This window comes from Ruegeria sp. HKCCA5463 (assembly GCF_013034175.1).
In the GTDB taxonomy this organism is placed as follows: domain Bacteria; phylum Pseudomonadota; class Alphaproteobacteria; order Rhodobacterales; family Rhodobacteraceae; genus Ruegeria.
Genome location: NZ_WQFL01000001.1, coordinates 603,093 through 621,385, shown reverse-complemented (window position 1 = coordinate 621,385; position 18,293 = coordinate 603,093). Strand labels below are relative to the sequence as shown.

21 protein-coding genes are annotated in these 18,293 nt (G+C 60.0%); 8 read left to right on the top strand and 13 right to left on the bottom strand.

What is annotated here, in order from left to right; genetic code table 11:
• The first annotated feature begins 65 nt into the window (after positions 1–65).
• Positions 66–908 (top strand): 16S rRNA (adenine(1518)-N(6)/adenine(1519)-N(6))-dimethyltransferase RsmA, encoded by an 843-nt coding sequence (rsmA, locus tag GOW09_RS03115; protein ID WP_171115563.1) that lies wholly within the window; start codon positions 66–68, stop codon positions 906–908.
• Between the two features lie 54 nt (positions 909–962).
• Here rsmA and GOW09_RS03110 read toward each other — a convergent pair whose 3' ends face one another.
• The 3 genes from GOW09_RS03110 to prfA all read right to left on the bottom strand — a co-directional run bounded on the left by GOW09_RS03110 (position 963) and on the right by prfA (position 3,680).
• Entirely contained in the window at positions 963–1,541 is a 579-nt protein-coding gene (locus tag GOW09_RS03110) for a DUF4167 domain-containing protein (RefSeq protein ID WP_171115561.1), read from the bottom strand.
• Between the two features lie 241 nt (positions 1,542–1,782).
• Positions 1,783–2,628: a peptide chain release factor N(5)-glutamine methyltransferase gene (gene prmC / locus GOW09_RS03105; protein ID WP_171115559.1), complete on the bottom strand. Its 846-nt coding sequence runs from the start codon at positions 2,626–2,628 to the stop codon at positions 1,783–1,785.
• The gene (gene prfA / locus GOW09_RS03100) at positions 2,625–3,680 is read right to left on the bottom strand and encodes a peptide chain release factor 1 (RefSeq protein ID WP_171116524.1); all 1,056 of its coding nucleotides are present in this window, start codon (positions 3,678–3,680) and stop codon (positions 2,625–2,627) included. The genes prmC and prfA overlap by 4 nt, the downstream gene beginning before the upstream one ends.
• A 62-nt stretch (positions 3,681–3,742) precedes the next feature.
• On the opposite strand from prfA, the gene GOW09_RS03095 reads away from it, so the two are divergent.
• Positions 3,743–4,024 carry a hypothetical protein gene (locus GOW09_RS03095; RefSeq protein ID WP_171115557.1) on the top strand — a complete coding sequence of 94 codons (282 nt, stop codon included), beginning with the start codon at positions 3,743–3,745 and terminating at the stop codon, positions 4,022–4,024.
• Between the two features lie 15 nt (positions 4,025–4,039).
• Here GOW09_RS03095 and GOW09_RS03090 read toward each other — a convergent pair whose 3' ends face one another.
• The 4 genes from GOW09_RS03090 to GOW09_RS03075 all read right to left on the bottom strand — a co-directional run bounded on the left by GOW09_RS03090 (position 4,040) and on the right by GOW09_RS03075 (position 7,687).
• Positions 4,040–4,441, bottom strand: a complete 402-nt coding sequence (locus GOW09_RS03090; protein ID WP_171115555.1) for a DUF1499 domain-containing protein — start codon at positions 4,439–4,441, stop codon at positions 4,040–4,042.
• 66 nt (positions 4,442–4,507) lie between these two features.
• Positions 4,508–5,455 carry an agmatinase gene (gene speB, locus GOW09_RS03085; protein WP_171115553.1) on the bottom strand — a complete coding sequence of 316 codons (948 nt, stop codon included), beginning with the start codon at positions 5,453–5,455 and terminating at the stop codon, positions 4,508–4,510.
• Positions 5,456–5,542: 87 nt separating this feature from the next.
• A complete protein-coding gene (gene speB / locus GOW09_RS03080) occupies positions 5,543–6,511 on the bottom strand; it encodes an agmatinase (RefSeq protein ID WP_171115551.1) in 969 nt (322 codons plus the stop codon).
• Between the two features lie 12 nt (positions 6,512–6,523).
• Positions 6,524–7,687, bottom strand: coding sequence for a M20 aminoacylase family protein (locus GOW09_RS03075; protein WP_171115548.1), 1,164 nt, complete (start codon positions 7,685–7,687; stop codon positions 6,524–6,526).
• 66 nt (positions 7,688–7,753) lie between these two features.
• On the opposite strand from GOW09_RS03075, the gene mazG reads away from it, so the two are divergent.
• From mazG to GOW09_RS03060, 3 genes are read left to right on the top strand one after another with little or no spacing between them, the layout of a single operon-like run.
• Positions 7,754–8,620, top strand: a complete 867-nt coding sequence (gene mazG / locus GOW09_RS03070) for a nucleoside triphosphate pyrophosphohydrolase (protein WP_171116523.1) — start codon at positions 7,754–7,756, stop codon at positions 8,618–8,620.
• Between the two features lie 54 nt (positions 8,621–8,674).
• Positions 8,675–9,616 (top strand): nucleoside hydrolase, encoded by a 942-nt coding sequence (locus GOW09_RS03065; protein ID WP_171115546.1) that lies wholly within the window; start codon positions 8,675–8,677, stop codon positions 9,614–9,616.
• On the top strand, positions 9,613–10,062 hold the full coding sequence (locus GOW09_RS03060) for an N-acetyltransferase (protein WP_152458213.1): 450 nt from the start codon (positions 9,613–9,615) through the stop codon (positions 10,060–10,062). The genes GOW09_RS03065 and GOW09_RS03060 overlap by 4 nt, the downstream gene beginning before the upstream one ends.
• On the opposite strand, the gene GOW09_RS03055 is transcribed toward GOW09_RS03060, so the two are convergent.
• The 5 genes from GOW09_RS03055 to GOW09_RS03035 all read right to left on the bottom strand — a co-directional run bounded on the left by GOW09_RS03055 (position 10,059) and on the right by GOW09_RS03035 (position 14,348).
• Positions 10,059–10,223, bottom strand: a complete 165-nt coding sequence (locus tag GOW09_RS03055) for a hypothetical protein (protein ID WP_171115544.1) — start codon at positions 10,221–10,223, stop codon at positions 10,059–10,061. The two genes, GOW09_RS03060 and GOW09_RS03055, sit on opposite strands and share 4 nt — an antisense overlap.
• A 500-nt stretch (positions 10,224–10,723) precedes the next feature.
• Positions 10,724–11,998, bottom strand: coding sequence for a phosphopyruvate hydratase (eno, locus tag GOW09_RS03050; protein ID WP_171115541.1), 1,275 nt, complete (start codon positions 11,996–11,998; stop codon positions 10,724–10,726).
• Positions 11,999–12,134: 136 nt separating this feature from the next.
• A complete protein-coding gene (locus GOW09_RS03045; RefSeq protein WP_171115539.1) occupies positions 12,135–13,013 on the bottom strand; it encodes a DMT family transporter in 879 nt (292 codons plus the stop codon).
• A 133-nt stretch (positions 13,014–13,146) separates the two neighbouring features.
• Positions 13,147–13,560 carry a Fur family transcriptional regulator gene (locus GOW09_RS03040; RefSeq protein ID WP_152458216.1) on the bottom strand — a complete coding sequence of 138 codons (414 nt, stop codon included), beginning with the start codon at positions 13,558–13,560 and terminating at the stop codon, positions 13,147–13,149.
• 65 nt (positions 13,561–13,625) lie between these two features.
• On the bottom strand, positions 13,626–14,348 hold the full coding sequence (locus GOW09_RS03035; RefSeq protein ID WP_152458217.1) for an endonuclease/exonuclease/phosphatase family protein: 723 nt from the start codon (positions 14,346–14,348) through the stop codon (positions 13,626–13,628).
• Between the two features lie 166 nt (positions 14,349–14,514).
• On the opposite strand from GOW09_RS03035, the gene GOW09_RS03030 reads away from it, so the two are divergent.
• The gene (locus tag GOW09_RS03030; protein ID WP_171115537.1) at positions 14,515–15,474 is read left to right on the top strand and encodes a DMT family transporter; all 960 of its coding nucleotides are present in this window, start codon (positions 14,515–14,517) and stop codon (positions 15,472–15,474) included.
• Between the two features lie 14 nt (positions 15,475–15,488).
• Here the strand turns inward: GOW09_RS03030 and GOW09_RS03025 are convergent, their stop codons facing one another.
• Positions 15,489–16,907 (bottom strand): YdiU family protein, encoded by a 1,419-nt coding sequence (locus GOW09_RS03025; RefSeq protein WP_171116515.1) that lies wholly within the window; start codon positions 16,905–16,907, stop codon positions 15,489–15,491.
• Between the two features lie 85 nt (positions 16,908–16,992).
• Between GOW09_RS03025 and GOW09_RS03020 the strand changes: the two genes are divergently transcribed.
• Both GOW09_RS03020 and GOW09_RS03015 read left to right on the top strand, forming a co-directional pair.
• A complete protein-coding gene (locus tag GOW09_RS03020; RefSeq protein WP_171115536.1) occupies positions 16,993–17,412 on the top strand; it encodes a cupin domain-containing protein in 420 nt (139 codons plus the stop codon).
• A gap of 97 nt (positions 17,413–17,509) precedes the next feature.
• On the top strand, positions 17,510–18,277 hold the full coding sequence (locus GOW09_RS03015) for an extensin family protein (protein ID WP_171115534.1): 768 nt from the start codon (positions 17,510–17,512) through the stop codon (positions 18,275–18,277).
• Positions 18,278–18,293 lie beyond the last annotated feature (16 nt).

Sequence of the window (18,293 nt, the reverse complement as noted above, 5' to 3'; positions counted from 1 at the left end):
TATCCCCGCCGGAGGCATAAAATTTCTGGCGCTGCCCCTGCGGCCTGCGTCACGGTAATCGGATCATGAGTGCTATCGACAATCTCCCCCCTCTGCGCGAGGTCATCGCCACACATCAACTCTCGGCGCGCAAATCCTTGGGTCAGAACTTCCTGCTGGACCTCAACCTGACCGCCAAAATCGCCCGTCAGGCTGGCGATCTTGCAGACTGCGACGTACTGGAAATCGGCCCCGGTCCTGGTGGCCTCACCCGAGGGCTTCTGTCCGAAGGCGCGCGCAAGGTCGTGGCGGTCGAAAAAGACACCCGTTGCATCGCCGCCCTGAACGATATCGCCGCCGCCTATCCCGGAAGGCTGGAGGTCATCAATGGTGACGCGCTCGAGATCAACCCGCTCGAACACCTGACCCCGCCAATCCGAATCGCGGCCAACCTTCCATACAACGTCGGCACCGAACTGCTGGTACGCTGGCTGACACCCCCGGAATGGCCCCCCTTCTGGCAGAGCCTGACGCTGATGTTCCAACGCGAAGTGGCCAAACGCATCGTGGCCCGGCCGGGCAGCAAGGCGTATGGCCGTCTCGCCATCCTTGCCCAATGGCGGGCCGAGGCGCGCATCGCCATGTCCCTTCCCCCCGGCGCCTTCACCCCTCCGCCCAAAGTCTCCAGCGCGGTGGTCCACCTGACCGCCCTGCCCGAACCGCGCTATCCTGCTGACGCCGCGACCCTGTCGCGACTGGTGGCCTCTGCCTTCAATCAACGCCGCAAAATGCTGCGCGCCTCGCTCAAAGGCGTTGCCCCGGATATCGAGGATCGCCTGCGGGCCGCAGGTATCCAGCCCACAGAACGGGCCGAGCAGGTTCCGCTTGAAGCGTTCTGTGCCTTGGCGCGCGAAATCCAGAAGCACTGATCACAAAAAAGCACCGAGGCTTGACCTCGGGGCTTTGCAAATTCTGATGCCGGCTTATTCAGCCGCTTCCGGTGCGTCGCCATCCGTTTTGGGCGCATCTTCAGCCGCTGGCGCCGGCTTTGGTTTGCGTGCCCGCGGTTTGCGCGCAGGCTTTTCCTTCTTCTCAGCTGCCGAGGTTTCGGCCCCTTTGCTTTCCGGTGTCTCGACCAGACCGCTTTCCGGAGCAGCGTCCGGTACCGCGAAATCCATTACGTCCGGCTGCGGCGCTTCGGCGGGATCGGCCTGTCGGGCCGCTTCACGTTCCTGGCGCTCTGCGCGCTCACGATCACGCTCGGCCTGGCGTTCGCGGTTCTGGCGTTCCTGCTCTTCGCGGCGCGCTTCAATCTCGCGCTGCGCCTCACTCAGCATGCGCAGATAATGTTCTGCGTGCTGCTGGAAGTTTTCCGCCGCAACGCGGTCGTTTGACAGCTGAGCGTCACGCGCCAGCTGATTGTACTTATCAATGATTTGCTGCGGCGTGCCACGCACCTTGCCTTCAGGGCCCGAGCTGTCAAATACCCGGTTTACGACGTTACCGCCGGAAGGACGATTGCGGTTGTTCTTGGCCCGCGAGCGGGATTTGGAAGATCTCATTTTACTTCACGTCAGCCTTATCAATGCGCTGTCGCTCAACCCGTGTTTTGCACTGCTCAGAGGCGTTTGCCGTGACGGGATGTCGACTTTTTTGGGCTTGGCGTCAGGGGTGCGCTGCAACAGCGTCAACCTCGCCGACTAATCCTGAGTAAACATGTCCTGACCGTGCAGACAAGAGGAATCTCGAATTTTCACACGCTTTTTTACTCGGGGCAGCATTTTTTGGCCTCAGACAACAGTTTCAACCCGGCATCTTCGCGCCGACAACCCGGTCACGCCCGTCCAGATCGGGGATTACGCGAATATCCGCCAAACCCGCCGCATCAAACAAGGCAGACACCAGATTTGCCTGTGTCGGGCCAATTTCCACAAGTATTCGCCCGCCTGGCAGCAGGTAATCCGGGGCCGAGGCCGCAATCTGCCGATACGCGCCCAGCCCGTCCCCTTCATCGGTCAGCGCCATGCGCGGCTCGTGCTCCCGCACTTCGGGCGAAAGATCCTCCATTTCGGTTACGGAAATATAAGGCGGGTTGGAAACAATCAGGTCAAACTGGCCTTCAATGTCTTCAAACCAGTTTGACTGCGCAATCTCGGCTCGTCCTTGCACCTTGTGGAGCACGGCATTGGCGCTGGCCTGAAGACAGGCGGCTTCACTCAGGTCGACCCCAAGGCCCGAAGCGCTGGTGCGCTCCGCAAGCAGTGTGACCAGAATACAGCCCGACCCGACGCCGAGGTCCAAAACATGGTCGAAAGGTTCGCTCAGCGCGGCCTCGATCAGGGTTTCAGTCTCGGGGCGTGGATCCAGAACATCGGAGCTGACACGAAACCTGCGCCCATAGAACTCGCGCTCCCCCAGCAGATGAGACACCGGCACCCGAATGGCACGCAAAGAAACCAACTGGTCATAGCGTTCAGCGATCTCGGGCTGCAACTCTTCCGGGGCAATCAGCGTCACTCGGCTGGCTTCTATCCGTGCGGCATGGGCCAACAACAGGCGCGCATCCCGCGCCGGGTCATCCACGCCCGCGGCCCTCAGACGCGCGGTTGCGGCCACCATGGCCTGCGCTGCTGTTTGCAGCCCCATCATTGCGCCATCTCGGCCAACAACCGGGCCTGATCATCCGCCGTCAGAGCGTCAATCACTTCGTCAAGATCCCCCTGCATCACCTGATCCAGTTTATAGAGCGTCAGGTTGATCCGGTGATCCGTCATCCGCCCCTGTGGGAAATTATAGGTGCGAATGCGTTCCGAACGATCCCCTGACCCCACCTGGCTGGCCCGGTCGGCGGAACGTTCGCTGTCGATCCGCTGCCGCTCGAGGTCATAAAGCCGCGTCTTCAGCACCTGCATGGCGATCTCGCGGTTGCGATGCTGGGACTTCTCGGAACTTGTGACCACCAAGCCCGTCGGAATATGGGTGATCCGCACCGCCGAGTCGGTGGTGTTCACGTGCTGCCCGCCCGCGCCGGAACTGCGCATCGTGTCGATACGGATGTCATTGGCGTCTATCTGGATGTCGACATCCTCGGCCTCGGGCAGTACCGCCACCGTCGCCGCCGAGGTGTGGATGCGCCCGCCGCTTTCGGTTTCGGGCACGCGCTGCACGCGGTGCACGCCGGATTCGTATTTCAGCCGGGCAAAGACGTTGTCGCCCTTGATATGGGCCACCACCTCTTTGATCCCGCCCAGATCAGAAGCCTGTTCTTCGATGATCTCGAACTGCCACCCGTGGGCCTCGGCATAGCGTTGATACATACGTAACAGATCGCCCGCGAACAAAGCGGCCTCGTCCCCGCCGGTACCGGGGCGAATTTCCAGCATCGCCGGCCGCGCATCCGCCGCATCCTTGGGCAACAGCGCCAGTTGCAGCGCGTGTTCCGCCTCGGGGATGCGCGATTGCAGGTCCGGAATTTCCTCTTCGGCCAACTCCTTCATATCCGGGTCGGCCAGCATCGCCTCGGCCTCAGTCAGATCTGCCACCAGCTGGCGCCAGGCCATGATCTGATCGACCACGGGCTTGAGGTCGGAATATTCCTTGGCCAACGCCGCAATATCGCCGCCCGATGCGCCATCCGCCATGGCAGCTTCGAGGTATTGGAATCGCTGGGTGATCTGTTCAAGACGTTCTTCGGGGATCATCCCGGCGGTGTCTATCATCCGGGGGCTTTGGTCAAGGGCCACGTCGTGCTAAGCTTGCTGTCATGAAACGGATTTTGCTTGCCCTTTTGCTGACGTCCACGCCGGTTTTCGCCGATTACGTCGGCCCCGACGGCAAGACCCGCGATTGCTATTGCACCGACACGTCCGGGTCCCGCATTGAACTGGGTGAGATGATCTGCCTACAAGTCGACGGCCGCATGTTCACGGCACAATGCCAGATGTCCCTGAACGTGCCCATGTGGCGCGAGGTGCAGGAAGGGTGTTTATCGTCCGGGTTGCAAAGCGATCCAGTTGATCACTTTGAACAGGATGAGGCGTCCTGAGCGCCGGTAGAGCAGTTACATCTGCTTCAACCACCCATCAACCCGTGCCTTGTTCACCCCGAAATCCCTGCGCCCGAACCGCAAACGGCCATGGATGCGCAGCGTGTCGCCGTCCTGCTGAACAGTGGTATAGTCGGGAAAACCGATCCATTTCGTGCGGGTGACATAGGTGATCATGCCCTCATCGACCGAACCTGCCAAAACCGAGGTGCGCGGCGTGGCGCGGGCGATCCGATCGAGCTTTTGCAAACCTTCCGGGCCGGTTGCAACAACGCGCAGAACGCCACCCGGCAAGTCCTGATCAACCTCTGCAATCGGTGCAATATGCCATTGGGCCGGCGCAGATGGGGCCAGCCGGATGTAAGCGCCCAGCCCAAGCACCAGCGCGATCACCGCCCAAAGAACCATTCTTTTCATCCCGCTTTACCCTCTTGCAGAAACCCTATGCGGATCACGCGCCGGGGCAAGCCGTTCCGGGCCGGTTTACCGTGACGTCACACCCGGCAGGATGCATAGCATCTCGTAGATTAGGTTGGCTGCCGTCAGGGCCGTGTTGCCGGACGGGTCATACGGAGGTGAAACCTCGACCAGATCACACCCCACTACATTCACACCCTGCAACGCGTGGATCAGTTGCAGCGCCTGCGGCGTAGTCAGCCCGGCAATCTCTGGCGTACCCGTGCCCGGTGCAAAGGCCGGGTCCAGGCTGTCGATGTCATAGGTGACATAGACCGGATGATCCCCGATGATCTTGCGGATCTGAGAACCGATCTGCGTCAGATTCTGCTGCCACAACTCCCAGGCCGGGAACTGGCGGAAGCCCCAATCCTTGGCTTCGATGAAATCCGAAGCCGCGTAGCCCGATCCGCGAATGCCGATCTGAAAGGTCTTGTCGGGGACAATCAGCCCCTCTTCATAGGCGCGGCGGAAGACGGTTCCGTGGGTCTCCTTCTCGCCGAACATCTCGTCATTCACATCCGCATGGGCATCCACATGCACCAGAGCCACCGGCCCATGCTTTGCCGCAATGGCCCGCAGGATCGGCAGGGTGATCGAATGATCGCCCCCCATCGCCACCGGGGTCACGTTCTTTGCCAGGATTGCATCATAGCTTTCCTTGATGATCCTCAGGCTGTCCGCAAGCGAAAAGGTGTTGATCGCCAGATCCCCGATGTCGGAGATTTGCAAGCTGTCGAACGGAGCCGCCGAGGTGGCCATGTTGTAGGGCCTTATCATCGCGCTTTCGCTGCGGATCTGTTTGGGTCCGAACCGGGTGCCCGATCGCCACGAGGTGCCGATATCCATCGGAATCCCCAGAACCGCCACATCCAGCCCCGCCAACGAGGCAGCCTGGGGCAGGCGCATAAACGTATTCGGCCCCGAGAACCGCGCCAGATCATTGCCGCTGACCGGTTGATTGAATTCAGTCATGCGCGTTGTATCCCCATCCCTTCAACTTTCTTTACCCAGCACATACCGGAAGTATGGCTAACCAATGGTTAATACGCATCCAAACGGTTATGTTTTTGCCAGCTTGTTCCACCCCAACAGGCAGACGATCTGCGTCGCCACATGCGCCCCCGCAATCGCCGTGGCGCCGGATGTATCGAACGGCGGAGACACCTCGACAACGTCGCCGCCCTTGATGTTGATCCCGGCGATGTCGCGCAGGATGATCTGCGCCTGAATGGAGCTCAAACCACCCCAGACCGGTGTCCCCGTGCCCGGTGCAAAGGCCGGGTCCAGACCGTCGATGTCAAAGCTCAGGTAGACCGGGCTGTCGCGCAGAATGCCTTTGATCTTCTGCGCCACGGCAGCGGGGCCGGATTCGTAGACCTCGCGCGCGTCGATGATGTTGACGCCCAGCGTGTCCTCGTTGGTGGTGCGGATCCCCACCTGGACCGAGCGTTTCGGATCCACGATCCCCGACTTCACCGCCTTGTAGAACATGGTGCCGTGGTCCACCCGGCTCATGTCGTCGTCGGCCCAGGTGTCGGTATGGGCATCGAACTGCAACAGCGACATCGGCCCGTATTTCTCGGCATAGGCCTTGAGGATCGGAAAGCTGATATAGTGATCGCCCCCCAGCGTAACCGAGGCCACATCCGCCGCCAGAATGGTGCGGATATGGTCGGTCAGCGTGTCTGGAAAGGCGGGAATGCTGGCATAGTCATAGGCCATGTCGCCGTAGTCGATGATCGCCAGCTCGCTCAGCGCATCGAAGGGCCAGCCATAAGGCGCATCGGGAGATTGCAGCGCGCTGGCCTCGCGGATCGCACGCGGACCAAGACGGGTGCCCGGGCGGTTGGTCACCGCCTGATCAAACGGCACGCCGGTCACGGCGATGTCGGCGCCGGTCAGGTCCTTGGTGTACAGTCGGCGCAGAAACGAGGTCGCCCCGCCAAAGGTGTTTTCATAGGACAGTCCTTTGAGGTCCGGATTGGTGAATGCCTCATCCACCTGGTTTTTCGCGTCTTCCAGTGCCATTTCGCTCTCCCATCAGCCCAACGGCTGCGCCTTTTCCACGATCCGAGCGAAGAACGATGCCCCCACCGGCGCGATATCATCATTGAAGTTGTATTTCGGATGATGCAGCCCGGCACCCTCACCCTGCCCCAGGAACAGATAGGCCCCCGGCCGCGACTGCAACATGTATGAAAAATCCTCGGCCCCCATGTCGCGTCCCATAGTGTCGATCACCCGCTCAGGCCCTGACACTTCGCGCGCGACGGCCGCGGCAAAGGCAGCCTTTTCAGCATCGTTGATCGTCGCCGGATATCCCACCTGATATTCCAGCCGTGCCTCGACACCGTAAGACGCGGCCTGCCCCTGCACGATCTGCTCCATCCGCTCCATCACCATCTTCTGTACAGAAGGATCAAAGGTCCGCACGGTTCCGTTCAAATAGGCAGTATCAGGGATCACGTTGTTCACCGTTCCGGCGTGGATCTGGGTGACCGAAACAACCAGGTCTTCCACCGCATAGTGGTTGCGGCTTACAATGGTCTGGATTGCCTGCGCAATGCCGCAGGCCGCCATGACCGGGTCGCGGGTCTGATGCGGCATGGCGCCATGGCCGCCGACCCCTTGAATATGAATCTCGAACGTATCCACCGCCGCCATGATCGGTCCCGGCGTGGTATGGAACGTACCTTCCGGGTTTCCCGGATCATTGTGTATTCCATAGACCTCAGAGATATCGAACCGCTCCATGATGCCTTCTTCGACCATCACGCCCGCGCCGCCGCCTTCTTCCTCGGCCGGTTGAAAGATCAGGGCCACGCGGCCGCGGAAATTCCGCGTTTCGGCCAGATACCGCGCCGCACCCAGCAGCATTGTGGTGTGCCCGTCATGCCCGCAGGCATGCATCTTTCCGGGATTCTTCGATGCATAATCGACGCCTGTTTCTTCGGTAATCGGCAATGCATCCATATCGGCACGCAGGCCAATGGTCGGGCCGTCGCCCTGCCCGTTGATGATCGCGACCATCCCGGTCTTTGCGATCCCTTCATGCAATTCATCAACCCCGAATTCACGCAGACGCTCGGCCACAAACGCGGCAGTCTCAAAGCACTCAAACTCCAACTCGGGTATCGTATGCAGATATTGGCGCCATCTGGTCATATCGGCAGAGAAATCGGCAATTCGGTTGACGACGGGCATCTGGGCTGGACTCCTGATCGGGACTGCGGGATGGATGCATCTGACACCGGAATGAAAGGGTTCGCAATGGCCGAAAATCCTCTGATCCATGACAGCGACGCTGGTATCGAGCGTCTGCTGGAAATCATGCGCCGCCTGCGTGATCCGCAAACCGGTTGCCCGTGGGATATCGAACAGGATTTCGCAACCATCGCGCCCTATACGATAGAAGAGGCTTATGAGGTCGCCGACGCGATCGAGCGCGAGGCCTGGGACGAGTTGAAGGGAGAGCTGGGCGATCTGCTGTTCCAGTCGGTCTTTCACGCACAAATGGCTGAAGAGGCTGGGCATTTCACCTTTCAGGACGTAGTGCGCACCATGTCAGACAAGATGGTCAACCGCCACCCGCATGTTTTTGGCGACGAATCCCGCGACAAGTCCGCCGATCAGCAGACCCGGGATTGGGAAACGATCAAGGCGGCCGAACGTGCGGGCAAGGAACAGAAAGGCGCGCTGGACGGGGTGGCCGCCAACCTGCCTGCCCTTCTACGGGCCCATAAGTTGCAAAAACGGGCCGCGCGCGTGGGGTTCGACTGGCCCGATGCAAGCCACGTGCTGGCCAAGATCACCGAAGAAGCCGCCGAACTGGAAGAGGCGCGTGACAAGATGGACGCGGATGCGCTTGAGGATGAGTTCGGCGATCTGCTGTTCGTGATGGTCAATCTGGGCCGCCACCTGGGTATCGAACCCGAAGCCGCCCTGCGCCGCACCAATGCCAAGTTCACCCGTCGCTTTGAACAGATCGAAGCCCGGCTGGCCGAACGGGGAAAGACCCCCTCGCAAAGCGACCTGACCGAGATGGATGCGCTCTGGGACGAGGTCAAAACCGAAGAGCATCGCGCCAACGGCAAACTCCCGCCGGTTGATGTTTTGGCCGCACCCAGAAACGGGTAGACAAGGCACCCGACACTTGCGAGTGTCCCACCTTCACGACCACCGGAGACACCCATGCCCCCTCGCAAGATCATCATCGACACCGATCCCGGACAGGACGACGCCGTCGCCATCCTGCTGGCGCTGGCCAGCCCGGAGGACATCGAGGTACTTGGCATCACGGCGGTCGCAGGCAACGTGCCCCTGGAATTGACCGCCAAGAACGCTCGGATCGTGTGCGAACTGGCGGGCCGGACCGACATACCTGTTTATGCGGGCTGCGACAGACCGTTGAACCGCCCGCTGGTCACGGCCGAGCATGTGCATGGCAAGACAGGTCTGGATGGCCCGGACCTGCCCGATCCGCAGATGCCGCTGGCCGAGGGGCACGCGGTGGATTTCATCATCGACACCCTGCGCGCTGAAGAACCGGACACGGTAACCCTTTGCCCGCTGGGGCCACTGACAAATATCGCGACTGCGTTCAGCAAGGCTCCGGACATAGTGGACCGGGTACAGGAAATCGTTCTGATGGGCGGAGCGTATTTCGAGGTCGGCAACATCACCCCGACAGCTGAATTCAACATTCACGTCGATCCAGAAGCCGCTGATATCGTTTTCAAATCCGGCAGACCTATCGTGGTCATGCCGCTGGATGTCACGCATAAGGCGCTGGTCACCCAACCCCGCAATGATGCGTTCCGTGCGCTGGGAAACAAAGTCGGAATCGCTGTCGCCGAGATGACCGATTTTTTTGAGAGGTTCGACAAGGAAAAATACGGCAGCGCGGGTGCGCCTTTGCACGACCCTTGCGTGACCGCCTATCTGATCCGGCCCGAGCTGTTTTCAGGCCGTCATGTGAATGTCGAGATTGAAACCCAGTCCGAGCTGACAATGGGCATGACCGTCGCCGATTGGTGGGGCGTAACCGACCGCGCGCCCAATGCGCTGTTCATTGGGGAAATCGACGCCGACGGCTTCTTCAATCTTTTGACGGAAAGGCTGGCCAGATTATGAGCGCCGCCCTGCGCCTGGCGCGCCCCGAAGACCTGGATCGTCTGATGGCACTGGTCACCGCCTTCCATACCGAGGCCGGATTGACGCAAGACCCGGACCAGACCCGAAATGCTCTGACACCCCTGCTCGAGGGTATTCCCCATGGCTGTGTCTATCTGATCGGCCCCGGACGGGCGCCGTTGGGCTACATCATTTTGACCTTCGGCTGGTCCGTCGAATTCGGCGGGATGGACGGTTTCGTGGACGAAATCTATATCCGACCCGCTGTTCGCGGCCGCGGCATCGCGACCGAAGTTCTGCTGGCACTGCCCAAAGCTTTGTCCGAAGCCGGGCTGACTGCCCTTCATCTGGAAGTCGACCGACACAACGAAGCCGCTCAGAAAATCTATCTGCGCACCGGGTTCAAACCACGCGACAGATATATGCTGATGAGCAAGTTGCTTTAACGAGACTCGCCGCGGAAGATATTGGCCGGGTTCATGTCCTGTACCGGGTCATTCGCCGAGACCGGATCTCCGGTAATTGGGTAGGTTCCCGGACCCGCGCAGGCGGAAAGAACTGTGACGGAAGCTGCTGCGATTACCAGAAGGAATTTGGATACAGACATCGTGGTCTCCTTTCTGCAATGCATCCAGATTAGATCACGTGCCTGTGATTTACTTAGTAACAAGTTCACACATAATGTGATTTTTGCATTCTTTTTTGATACAAAAGGGCCAATGCAATACGCCTGCGAAACAAAAACCATTGAAATGATTGCGTAATCCGGATCACGCCTTTTTCGCGAAAAGATCGAAGATTTCTCGAAAAATTTCAACTTCAACTACAAGCAGGCCCGGCAATCTTAAACCCAAAGAAGGATCAAACCAGAGAGGTTCAATCAAGGGTGGATATTAGCTGAAGTCGTGTTTCCCGCCGCAACTTTCACCGGGATCGTCCGGAAGATGCTGGTTCAAGGCCCATGAAACGCTTGAATCCAAGAGGTGCGAAGGGTCAACAACACCAATTGATCAATCACAGGGGTTACGGCGCGGGCGGCGGAACGACCGCTTGACGGATCAGAGACCGGACTTTGAAAAATGGGGGCCGTTTGCCCCCAATCCATGCTTATTTCAGGATCGACGCGCCGGCGTATTCGGCCACTTCCCCCAGCGACTCCTCGATGCGGATCAGCTGGTTGTATTTCGCCAACCGGTCCGATCGTGCAAGCGATCCGGTTTTGATCTGACCACAATTGGTGGCAACCGCCAGATCGGCAATGGTCGCGTCCTCGGTCTCGCCCGAACGGTGCGACATCACGTTGGTGTAGCGCGCGCGGTGCGCCATATCGACGGCACGCAGGGTTTCCGTCAGCGAGCCGATCTGGTTCACCTTGACCAGCATCGAGTTCGCACAGCCACGTTCGATCCCTTCGGCCAGACGTTCCGGGTTGGTCACGAACAGATCATCACCAACCAGTTGCACCTTGTCGCCGATGGCATCGGTCAGGGCCTTCCAGCCATCCCAGTCATCTTCGGACATGCCGTCTTCGATCGAGATGATCGGATAGTCATTGACCAGCGCCGCCAGATAGGCCGCGTTTTCCTCGGATGTCAGGGTCGTGCCCTCACCCGACAGAACATATTTTCCGTCTTTGTAATACTCGGTCGCCGCGCAATCGAGCGCCAGATGGATTTCCTCACCCGGCTTGTAGCCCGCCTTTTCGATGGATTTCAGAATGAAATCCAATGCTTCACGGGTCGAGGCAATGTTGGGGGCAAAACCGCCCTCGTCGCCCACACCGGTCGCCAGACCTGCGCCTGACAGTTCCTTTTTCAGCGTGTGGAACACCTCGGACCCCATGCGCACCGCTTCGCGAATGTTCGCGGCGGCGGTCGGCATGATCATGAATTCCTGAATGTCGATCGGGTTGTCGGCATGTTCGCCACCATTGATGATGTTCATCATCGGAACCGGCAGAACCCGCGCCGAGGTGCCGCCCACATAGCGATAGAGCGGCTGGGTGGTGAAATCCGCCGCTGCCTTCGCCGTGGCCAGCGAGACACCCAGAATAGCGTTTGCACCCAAACGGCCCTTGTTCTCGGTGCCGTCCAGCTCGATCATGGCCTGGTCAATGGCCACCTGCTCGGTCGCGTCAAAGCCCACCAGTTCTTCGGCAATCTCGCCGTTCACGGCGGCGACGGCTTCCAGAACGCCTTTGCCCATATAGCGCGCCTTGTCGCCATCGCGTTTTTCAACCGCCTCATAGGCACCGGTGGACGCGCCCGAGGGCACGGCAGCGCGGCCCATGGTGCCGTCTTCCAGAATCACGTCAACTTCGACTGTCGGATTGCCCCGGCTGTCCAGAATTTCGCGTGCGTGGATGTCGATGATGGTGCTCATGAAGCCTGTCCCTGTGACTGCGGTCGGTTGCACGCGTCATAGCAGCAACCGGCCAAAAGTAAACCGGTTCCGTTAACGCTAACACACATATTCCCGGACATTTAGGGCTAACAATTCGTTGTTTGCGCCAACAGGGTCAGGCGGGTGCCAGTTCCCGCGCCAGACGCCGTTCGCGGACAAAGGTATAAAGACCCGAACCGATGATCAGGGTCGCCCCCGCCATTGTCAGCGCATCAGGGCGTTCACCGAACACCAGCATTCCAGCAAGGATCGAAAACACCAGACGCGTGTACCGGAACGGCATCAGGGCGGAGGCTTCGCCCACCCTCATCGCAGTGACAATGCCGTAATAGCCCAGCACGCCAAATCCGATCGCCCCAGCATAAGGGCCCGTTTGACCGGCTTGAACCGGCACGAAGGATGCCCCGGACATGACCATCAGAAGCAGGCCGGCCAAAGCCACCGCAATATAGGCCTGCATCGCAACGACGGATGAAGGCACGCGTGGGTCCAGCTTGCGGGTAATCAGATCGCGCGCCGCAATTGCGACCACGGACAACACCACAAACAGGGATTCGGGCCGAAAGCCCTCCATCCCCGGGCGGATGATCATCAAAACACCGACAAAGCCGACGCCGATCGCGCTCCAGCGACGCCACCCGACCTGCTCTCCAAGAAACAGGGCCGCCCCCATGGTGACGACCAGCGGCATGGCCTGAAACACGGCCGCAACGGTGGACAGGTCGATCAGAGACAACGCCGTCACGAACGCCACCGCGCCAAAGCCTTCGGTCGCAGCGCGGATCAATGGCAGGGTTTTCCATGCCACGGGGTCAAGGATCCGCTTGCGGGTGACCACTGACATCGTGGCAAACACGAGCCCGCAAAACACACCCAGAAACACCATGATCTGCCCTGTCGGCACAGAGCCGGACAGGAGCTTGATGAACATGTCCTCAAGTGCAAAGGCCGCCATCGACCCGATGAGCAGCAGGATGCCGTTTACGTTGTTCATTTGCGCGTCCGTTGGAAAGGGCACATCTGGTGCCTGTAGATGCACAACAACCTCAACCAACGGCATCTGGCAAGACAATTCCCGTCACGCCTGATGAATTAAAGTGAGGGCATCAATCGCGTTTCGTGATGGGTCAGTCCTTTTCCAGCGGGACGCCATACAGCTCCAACCGGTGCCCCTTCAGCTTGTACCCAAGCTTCGCGGCGATTCTTTCCTGCAGGGCTTCGATCTCGGGGTCGACGAATTCAATTACCTCTCCTGACTGCATGTCGATCAGGTGGTCGTGATGATCGCGCTCGGCATCCTCGTACCGGGCCCGTCCGTCGCCGAACTCAAGGCGTTCCAGAATACCAGCCTCTTCGAACAGTTTGACCGTGCGATAGACCGTTGCAATGGAAATGCCTTTATCCACGGCAGACGCCCGCGCATAGAGTTCCTCGACATCCGGGTGGTCGTCGCTCTGTTCCAGCACCTGCGCGATGACCCTTCTTTGACCGGTCATGCGCAGCCCCTTGGCTTCACAACGCCCAATAATCGTTTCCGACATGATGCCCCTCAGACTTGCTCGGGTGTCTGTCTTAATATGTCTGCGCAGGTTTCGCTACAGGGATTTCACCTTTTGCGACCTTCTGATCTGGCGCGCGTCAGATCGGCCCAGACCGGCAGGTGATCAGATGCGATATGCGCGGGACGTGTGTCGTGAACACCGTGCGCCACGGCCTGTATTCCGCTGCCCAGCGCGATCCGATCCAGCGCGCCCAGGGGCTGCGCGGCGGGAAAACTTGGTCTGGGGGGCAGAAACCGCATTTCGGGGACCAGATGATCCAGAACTGGCTGACGTGACCACTCGTTGAAGTCACCGGCCCAAACAGTCGGCATCTGGTCCATGTCCCAATCGTTCCGCCGAATGTGTAAAATCTGCTGTCGCCGCGACGCTGGCAGCAGTCCCAGATGCATACCCATCACGCGCAAGGGCCCGATATGGGTGTCGAACTCGACCCGAACCGCCCCGCGCGGCTCCAGCCCCGGCAACTCGTGATGCCCTTTTCGGCGGACCGAGATCCCCTCTCCGCGCCAGATCACCGCGTTGCCGTGCCAGCCCAGACTTCCCGCGCCGCCCAGATCGACGATCTGCCATCCCGCCTCGTCCAACATGAAATGCGGCAGCGCGGCCGGACGGGGCGGCAGGCGTTTGTCGGCCTCCTGCAACACCACGATATCCGCTTTCATGTTTTCGATGACTTGCAGAATACGCTGGGGCTGACGCCGGAAATCCAACCCGACGCATTTCTGAATGTTGTAGCTTGCGATACGCAGCGTGGACGAAGTTGGCATGAGGGCTTGACCAAATGAATTGATCCTAAAGTGCCATGCCTGACGTGAGGCGCAACCCCTGTGCTCGGTTTCCTGCTGCGACAATTCCGATACGACACCCGCCCCCGGCAATCTGCCTGCTATTTCGGCGATTGAAACGTGGCTGACATCAAAGCGAAGGTTCCGCTTGATCCCCGGCCCTGCAACGCTCTATCCCGATGCGGTGACGACAACGCATCGCAGCCAAAGCGGGGCCCGCATGAGCCTGAGCCAGACCCAACCCGACAACAGCACCCGGGCCAGTATGGTTTTGGTGACAGGCGGCGCGCTGTGGGGCCTTTATTGGATTCCGGTGCGGTTTTTCTACGATCAGGGCCTGACCGGCCCGTGGTCAGGGATCGCGATGTACTGCGCGGCCCTGATTGCGTTGATCCCCTTTGTCTGGCCCGACAGACGCATGCTGGCCCGGCAATGGCGCGATCTGATGCTCAGCGGAATGTTCACAGGGGCTGCATTCAGCCTGTATTCGATCAGCCTTGTTTACACCGACGTCGTCCGCTCGATCCTGTTGTTCTATCTCACTCCGATCTGGGGCACGATTCTGGGCGTCGTATTTCTGAAAGAACGCCTGAGCCTGATGCGCCTAGCGGGCCTGATCTGCGGGCTTGGCGGGCTGTTTGTCGTGCTCGGAGGCGCCGGATTCGTGCCATGGCCGCAGAACTTGGGCGACTGGCTGGCGCTGGCATCGGGCATGTGCTGGGCATTGGGCACACTGGGCCTGTACAAGGCTGGCAGCATGACCATCTCGGGTCAGGTCTTTGCCTTTGTGATTGGCGCGTTGTTGCTGTCGCTTGTCAGCCTGCTGATGCTTGGGGGCCAAACCCTGCCGAACATCACAAGCGAAGAGTCGATCCGCATAGCGGGATACGCGCTGCTGTCGGCCTTTTATGTCCTGCCCATGATCTACATGACCATCTGGCCAGCAACCAAGCTGTCCCCCGCAAAGGTCGGTCTGCTGCTGATGAGCGAGGTTGTCGTTGGCATCGCGTCGGCCGCAGCCCTGTCAGGAGAACCATTTGGCCTGCGAGAATTTCTGGGCGCCACCCTGATCGTCAGCGCTGCGGTGTTGGAAATCCTGCGGAAATAGACGCGGGCTGCGCGTTATGTCCCGCAGAATGTCGCATGAACCACCTCATTTTCGGCCGGAGGACGCCTCAGGTCTTCCGCATCCCCCTGATCCTCGTACGGTCGTGCCAACACAGCGTTCAACCGGTCGAAGGGCGCATAGTCGCCCTGCACCGCCGCCTGGATCATCTGTTCGATCCGGTGATTGCGCGGAATGAATGCAGGGTTTGCGGCGGCCATCACCTCCTGTGGCGTCGCTTCGTGCGCCAACCGCGCGCGCCAGTCTTTTTCCCAGGTGTCAAACGCTGCCGGGTCAAGGAACTGATCCCGCGCCGTGCCGCCGCCCAGCGCCCGGAAGGTATTGGTGAAATCCGCCTGCCCCTCGGCCATGCGCTTCAGAAGATCGGTGATCAGTTCCTGATCGCCCTCGTCCGCGGTTGCCAGTCCGATCTTCGCCCGGAACCGGGACAACCAATTCTGTTGCAGCAGGTCCGGCATCGCGTGGACGATCTCGGTCGCCTCTTCCACAGCGGCCTCTTTGTCGTCCATCTGCTGGATCAAGGACGTTGCCAACTGCGCGAGGTTCCACACCGCGATATCGGGCTGGTTCGAATAGGCATAACGACCCATCCGGTCGATCGAGCTGTAAACGGTGTTGGGGTGATACGTATCCATGAACGCACATGGGCCGTAGTCAATGGTCTCGCCCGCGATCGAGCAGTTGTCGGTATTCATCACGCCATGGATGAACCCCACGCTCATCCACCGTGCAATCAAACCGGCCTGCGCATCGCGCACCGAACGTAACAGGCCCATCGGCCCTTCTGCCTTGGGATAATGCCGCGCAATGGCATAGTCCGTCAGGCGCTTCAGGCTGTCCATCTGCCCACGCGCGGCAAAAACCTGAAATGTCCCCACCCGCAGATGACTGGATGCAACCCGGGTCAGAACCGCTCCGGGCATCGGGCCCTCGCGAAAGACGGTCTCGCCGGTTTCCACCGCTGCCAAGGCACGTGTGGTCGGAATGCCCAGGGCATGCATCGCCTCGGATACCACATATTCCCGCAGCACCGGCCCCAGCCAGGCCCGGCCATCGCCCCGGCGAGAAAACGGCGTAGGACCCGAACCTTTCAGCTGGATGTCCCGGCGCACCCCGTCCGTTCCGACCGTCTCGCCCAGCAACACCGCACGTCCGTCGCCCAACTGCGGGTTGTACTGCCCGAACTGATGCCCGGAATAAAGCTGTGCGATGGGCTCGGCACCTTCGGGAATACTGTTTCCCGCAAAGGCTTCGGCCATGTCCTCGACGTCTCCGGGCGATATCCGCAGCAATTTGGCCAGATCATCGTTGAACGCAATCATCCTTGGCGCGCGCACGGGAACCGGTGACTGCCGTGCAAAGAACGCATCCGGCAGACGGGCATAGGAGTTATCGAAGGGGATTTTCAGGGTCATGTCGTAAACATATCCCTCGGACGCATGAATACCATAGCGGATCACACCGGCCCGTGCATAATCGCACCCAAACACGAGGAACCACATGACCGCACAAGAGATTATCGACCGCTTGAACCTGCAACGCCATCCTGAAGGTGGTTGGTACGCCGAGACATGGCGCGCAGAAAACGAAGGTCGCCCCACCGGCACCTGCATCTACTTCCTGTTGCAGAAAGGCGAAAGCAGCCACTGGCACCGTGTTGATGCGACCGAGATCTGGCTGTACCATGCCGGCGCACCGCTTGTCCTGTCGCTCAGCGCAATGGACCAAGGCCCCGCCACCGAACATGTGCTGACCCCCGATCTTTCCTCTGGCGCACCACAATTGATCGTCCCGGAAGGCCATTGGCAAGCCGCCCGCAGCACGGGTGATTACACGCTGGTCAGTTGCACGGTCTCGCCCGGTTTCCAGTTCGAGGGGTTCGAACTTGCTGCACCGGGCTTCGATATCCCCAAGGCGTGAATGTTTACATAACGATCCCTGAAAAGGTCAGTTTACAGACGGTTGCCCATTGATCATTCTGTACACGCAGCCACAGGCGACGGAGTAACGAGTAAGAATGAAGCAGGTCCTGCTGACTGTCTTGTTCTTGTGTCAAAGCGCGGCATTCGCCAGCGCAGAGCCCACTTGCGCCGAGGCCCGTCTTGCATCCGATCTGACTGCGCCTGAGCTGATCGGGGAAGAAACGGCTGAAGATGCTGACGCGACCGTGACAGTCGAACCTGCGGTGCTGGTTTCCAGGCGTCCTGCCCTGCGACCCTGCAAGTTTCGGCAATTCGAAGTGGGCCGTGAACGAATGCAGGAACGGGGCGCCGTGTGCGGCGACTGGACCATTCTGGGTGAAACACGCAAGCCCGTCGCGGGAAAGGCTCGCGGATGCGGGATCACGAACCCAGTTCGGGTTTACAAAATATCTGATATCGCACTCAGCCAATTCTCATTGATGGACTGCCAGACAGCGGTCACGCTGAAAACGTGGATCGAAAACACGGCCAAGCCAGCCTTTGCCGATATGGGCGGCGGGCTGAAGGGGATGCGGATCGTTGGCCACTATGCCTGCAAGACCCAGAACAACCAGCCGCGCTCACGCATCTCGGAACATGCGCGCGGAAGGGCGATCGACATATCGACCTTCGTTCTAAAGGACGGAACACAGATCACGGTCCGGGACGGATGGAACAACGCGCAAGGCGCTGTTTTGCGAAAGCTGCACGATGGCGCCTGCGGCATATTCGGAACCGTGCTTGGCCCGGACGCCGACCGCTATCACGTCGGGCATTTCCATTTTGACACGGCCCGCCGCAAGGGCGCTCCGGTGTGTCGATGAACCTTCGGGTTGCGCC

What these genes read in the sequence shown, in the direction of transcription:
- GOW09_RS03025 (WP_171116515.1), bottom strand. Translation starts at nt 16,907, where the DNA reads ATGACCCTGAAAATCCCCTTCGATAACTCCTATGCCCGTCTGCCGGAT.
- GOW09_RS03065 (WP_171115546.1), top strand. Translation starts at nt 8,675, where the DNA reads ATGCCCCCTCGCAAGATCATCATCGACACCGATCCCGGACAGGACGAC.
- GOW09_RS03110 (WP_171115561.1), bottom strand. Translation starts at nt 1,541, where the DNA reads ATGAGATCTTCCAAATCCCGCTCGCGGGCCAAGAACAACCGCAATCGT.
- GOW09_RS03095 (WP_171115557.1), top strand. Translation starts at nt 3,743, where the DNA reads ATGAAACGGATTTTGCTTGCCCTTTTGCTGACGTCCACGCCGGTTTTC.
- rsmA (WP_171115563.1), top strand. Translation starts at nt 66, where the DNA reads ATGAGTGCTATCGACAATCTCCCCCCTCTGCGCGAGGTCATCGCCACA.
- GOW09_RS03035 (WP_152458217.1), bottom strand. Translation starts at nt 14,348, where the DNA reads ATGCCAACTTCGTCCACGCTGCGTATCGCAAGCTACAACATTCAGAAA.
- mazG (WP_171116523.1), top strand. Translation starts at nt 7,754, where the DNA reads ATGGCCGAAAATCCTCTGATCCATGACAGCGACGCTGGTATCGAGCGT.
- prmC (WP_171115559.1), bottom strand. Translation starts at nt 2,628, where the DNA reads ATGATGGGGCTGCAAACAGCAGCGCAGGCCATGGTGGCCGCAACCGCG.
- GOW09_RS03015 (WP_171115534.1), top strand. Translation starts at nt 17,510, where the DNA reads ATGAAGCAGGTCCTGCTGACTGTCTTGTTCTTGTGTCAAAGCGCGGCA.
- GOW09_RS03090 (WP_171115555.1), bottom strand. Translation starts at nt 4,441, where the DNA reads ATGAAAAGAATGGTTCTTTGGGCGGTGATCGCGCTGGTGCTTGGGCTG.
- GOW09_RS03045 (WP_171115539.1), bottom strand. Translation starts at nt 13,013, where the DNA reads ATGAACAACGTAAACGGCATCCTGCTGCTCATCGGGTCGATGGCGGCC.
- GOW09_RS03055 (WP_171115544.1), bottom strand. Translation starts at nt 10,223, where the DNA reads ATGTCTGTATCCAAATTCCTTCTGGTAATCGCAGCAGCTTCCGTCACA.
- eno (WP_171115541.1), bottom strand. Translation starts at nt 11,998, where the DNA reads ATGAGCACCATCATCGACATCCACGCACGCGAAATTCTGGACAGCCGG.
- GOW09_RS03060 (WP_152458213.1), top strand. Translation starts at nt 9,613, where the DNA reads ATGAGCGCCGCCCTGCGCCTGGCGCGCCCCGAAGACCTGGATCGTCTG.
- GOW09_RS03020 (WP_171115536.1), top strand. Translation starts at nt 16,993, where the DNA reads ATGACCGCACAAGAGATTATCGACCGCTTGAACCTGCAACGCCATCCT.
- GOW09_RS03040 (WP_152458216.1), bottom strand. Translation starts at nt 13,560, where the DNA reads ATGTCGGAAACGATTATTGGGCGTTGTGAAGCCAAGGGGCTGCGCATG.
- prfA (WP_171116524.1), bottom strand. Translation starts at nt 3,680, where the DNA reads ATGATCCCCGAAGAACGTCTTGAACAGATCACCCAGCGATTCCAATAC.
- GOW09_RS03075 (WP_171115548.1), bottom strand. Translation starts at nt 7,687, where the DNA reads ATGCCCGTCGTCAACCGAATTGCCGATTTCTCTGCCGATATGACCAGA.
- speB (WP_171115553.1), bottom strand. Translation starts at nt 5,455, where the DNA reads ATGACTGAATTCAATCAACCGGTCAGCGGCAATGATCTGGCGCGGTTC.
- speB (WP_171115551.1), bottom strand. Translation starts at nt 6,511, where the DNA reads ATGGCACTGGAAGACGCGAAAAACCAGGTGGATGAGGCATTCACCAAT.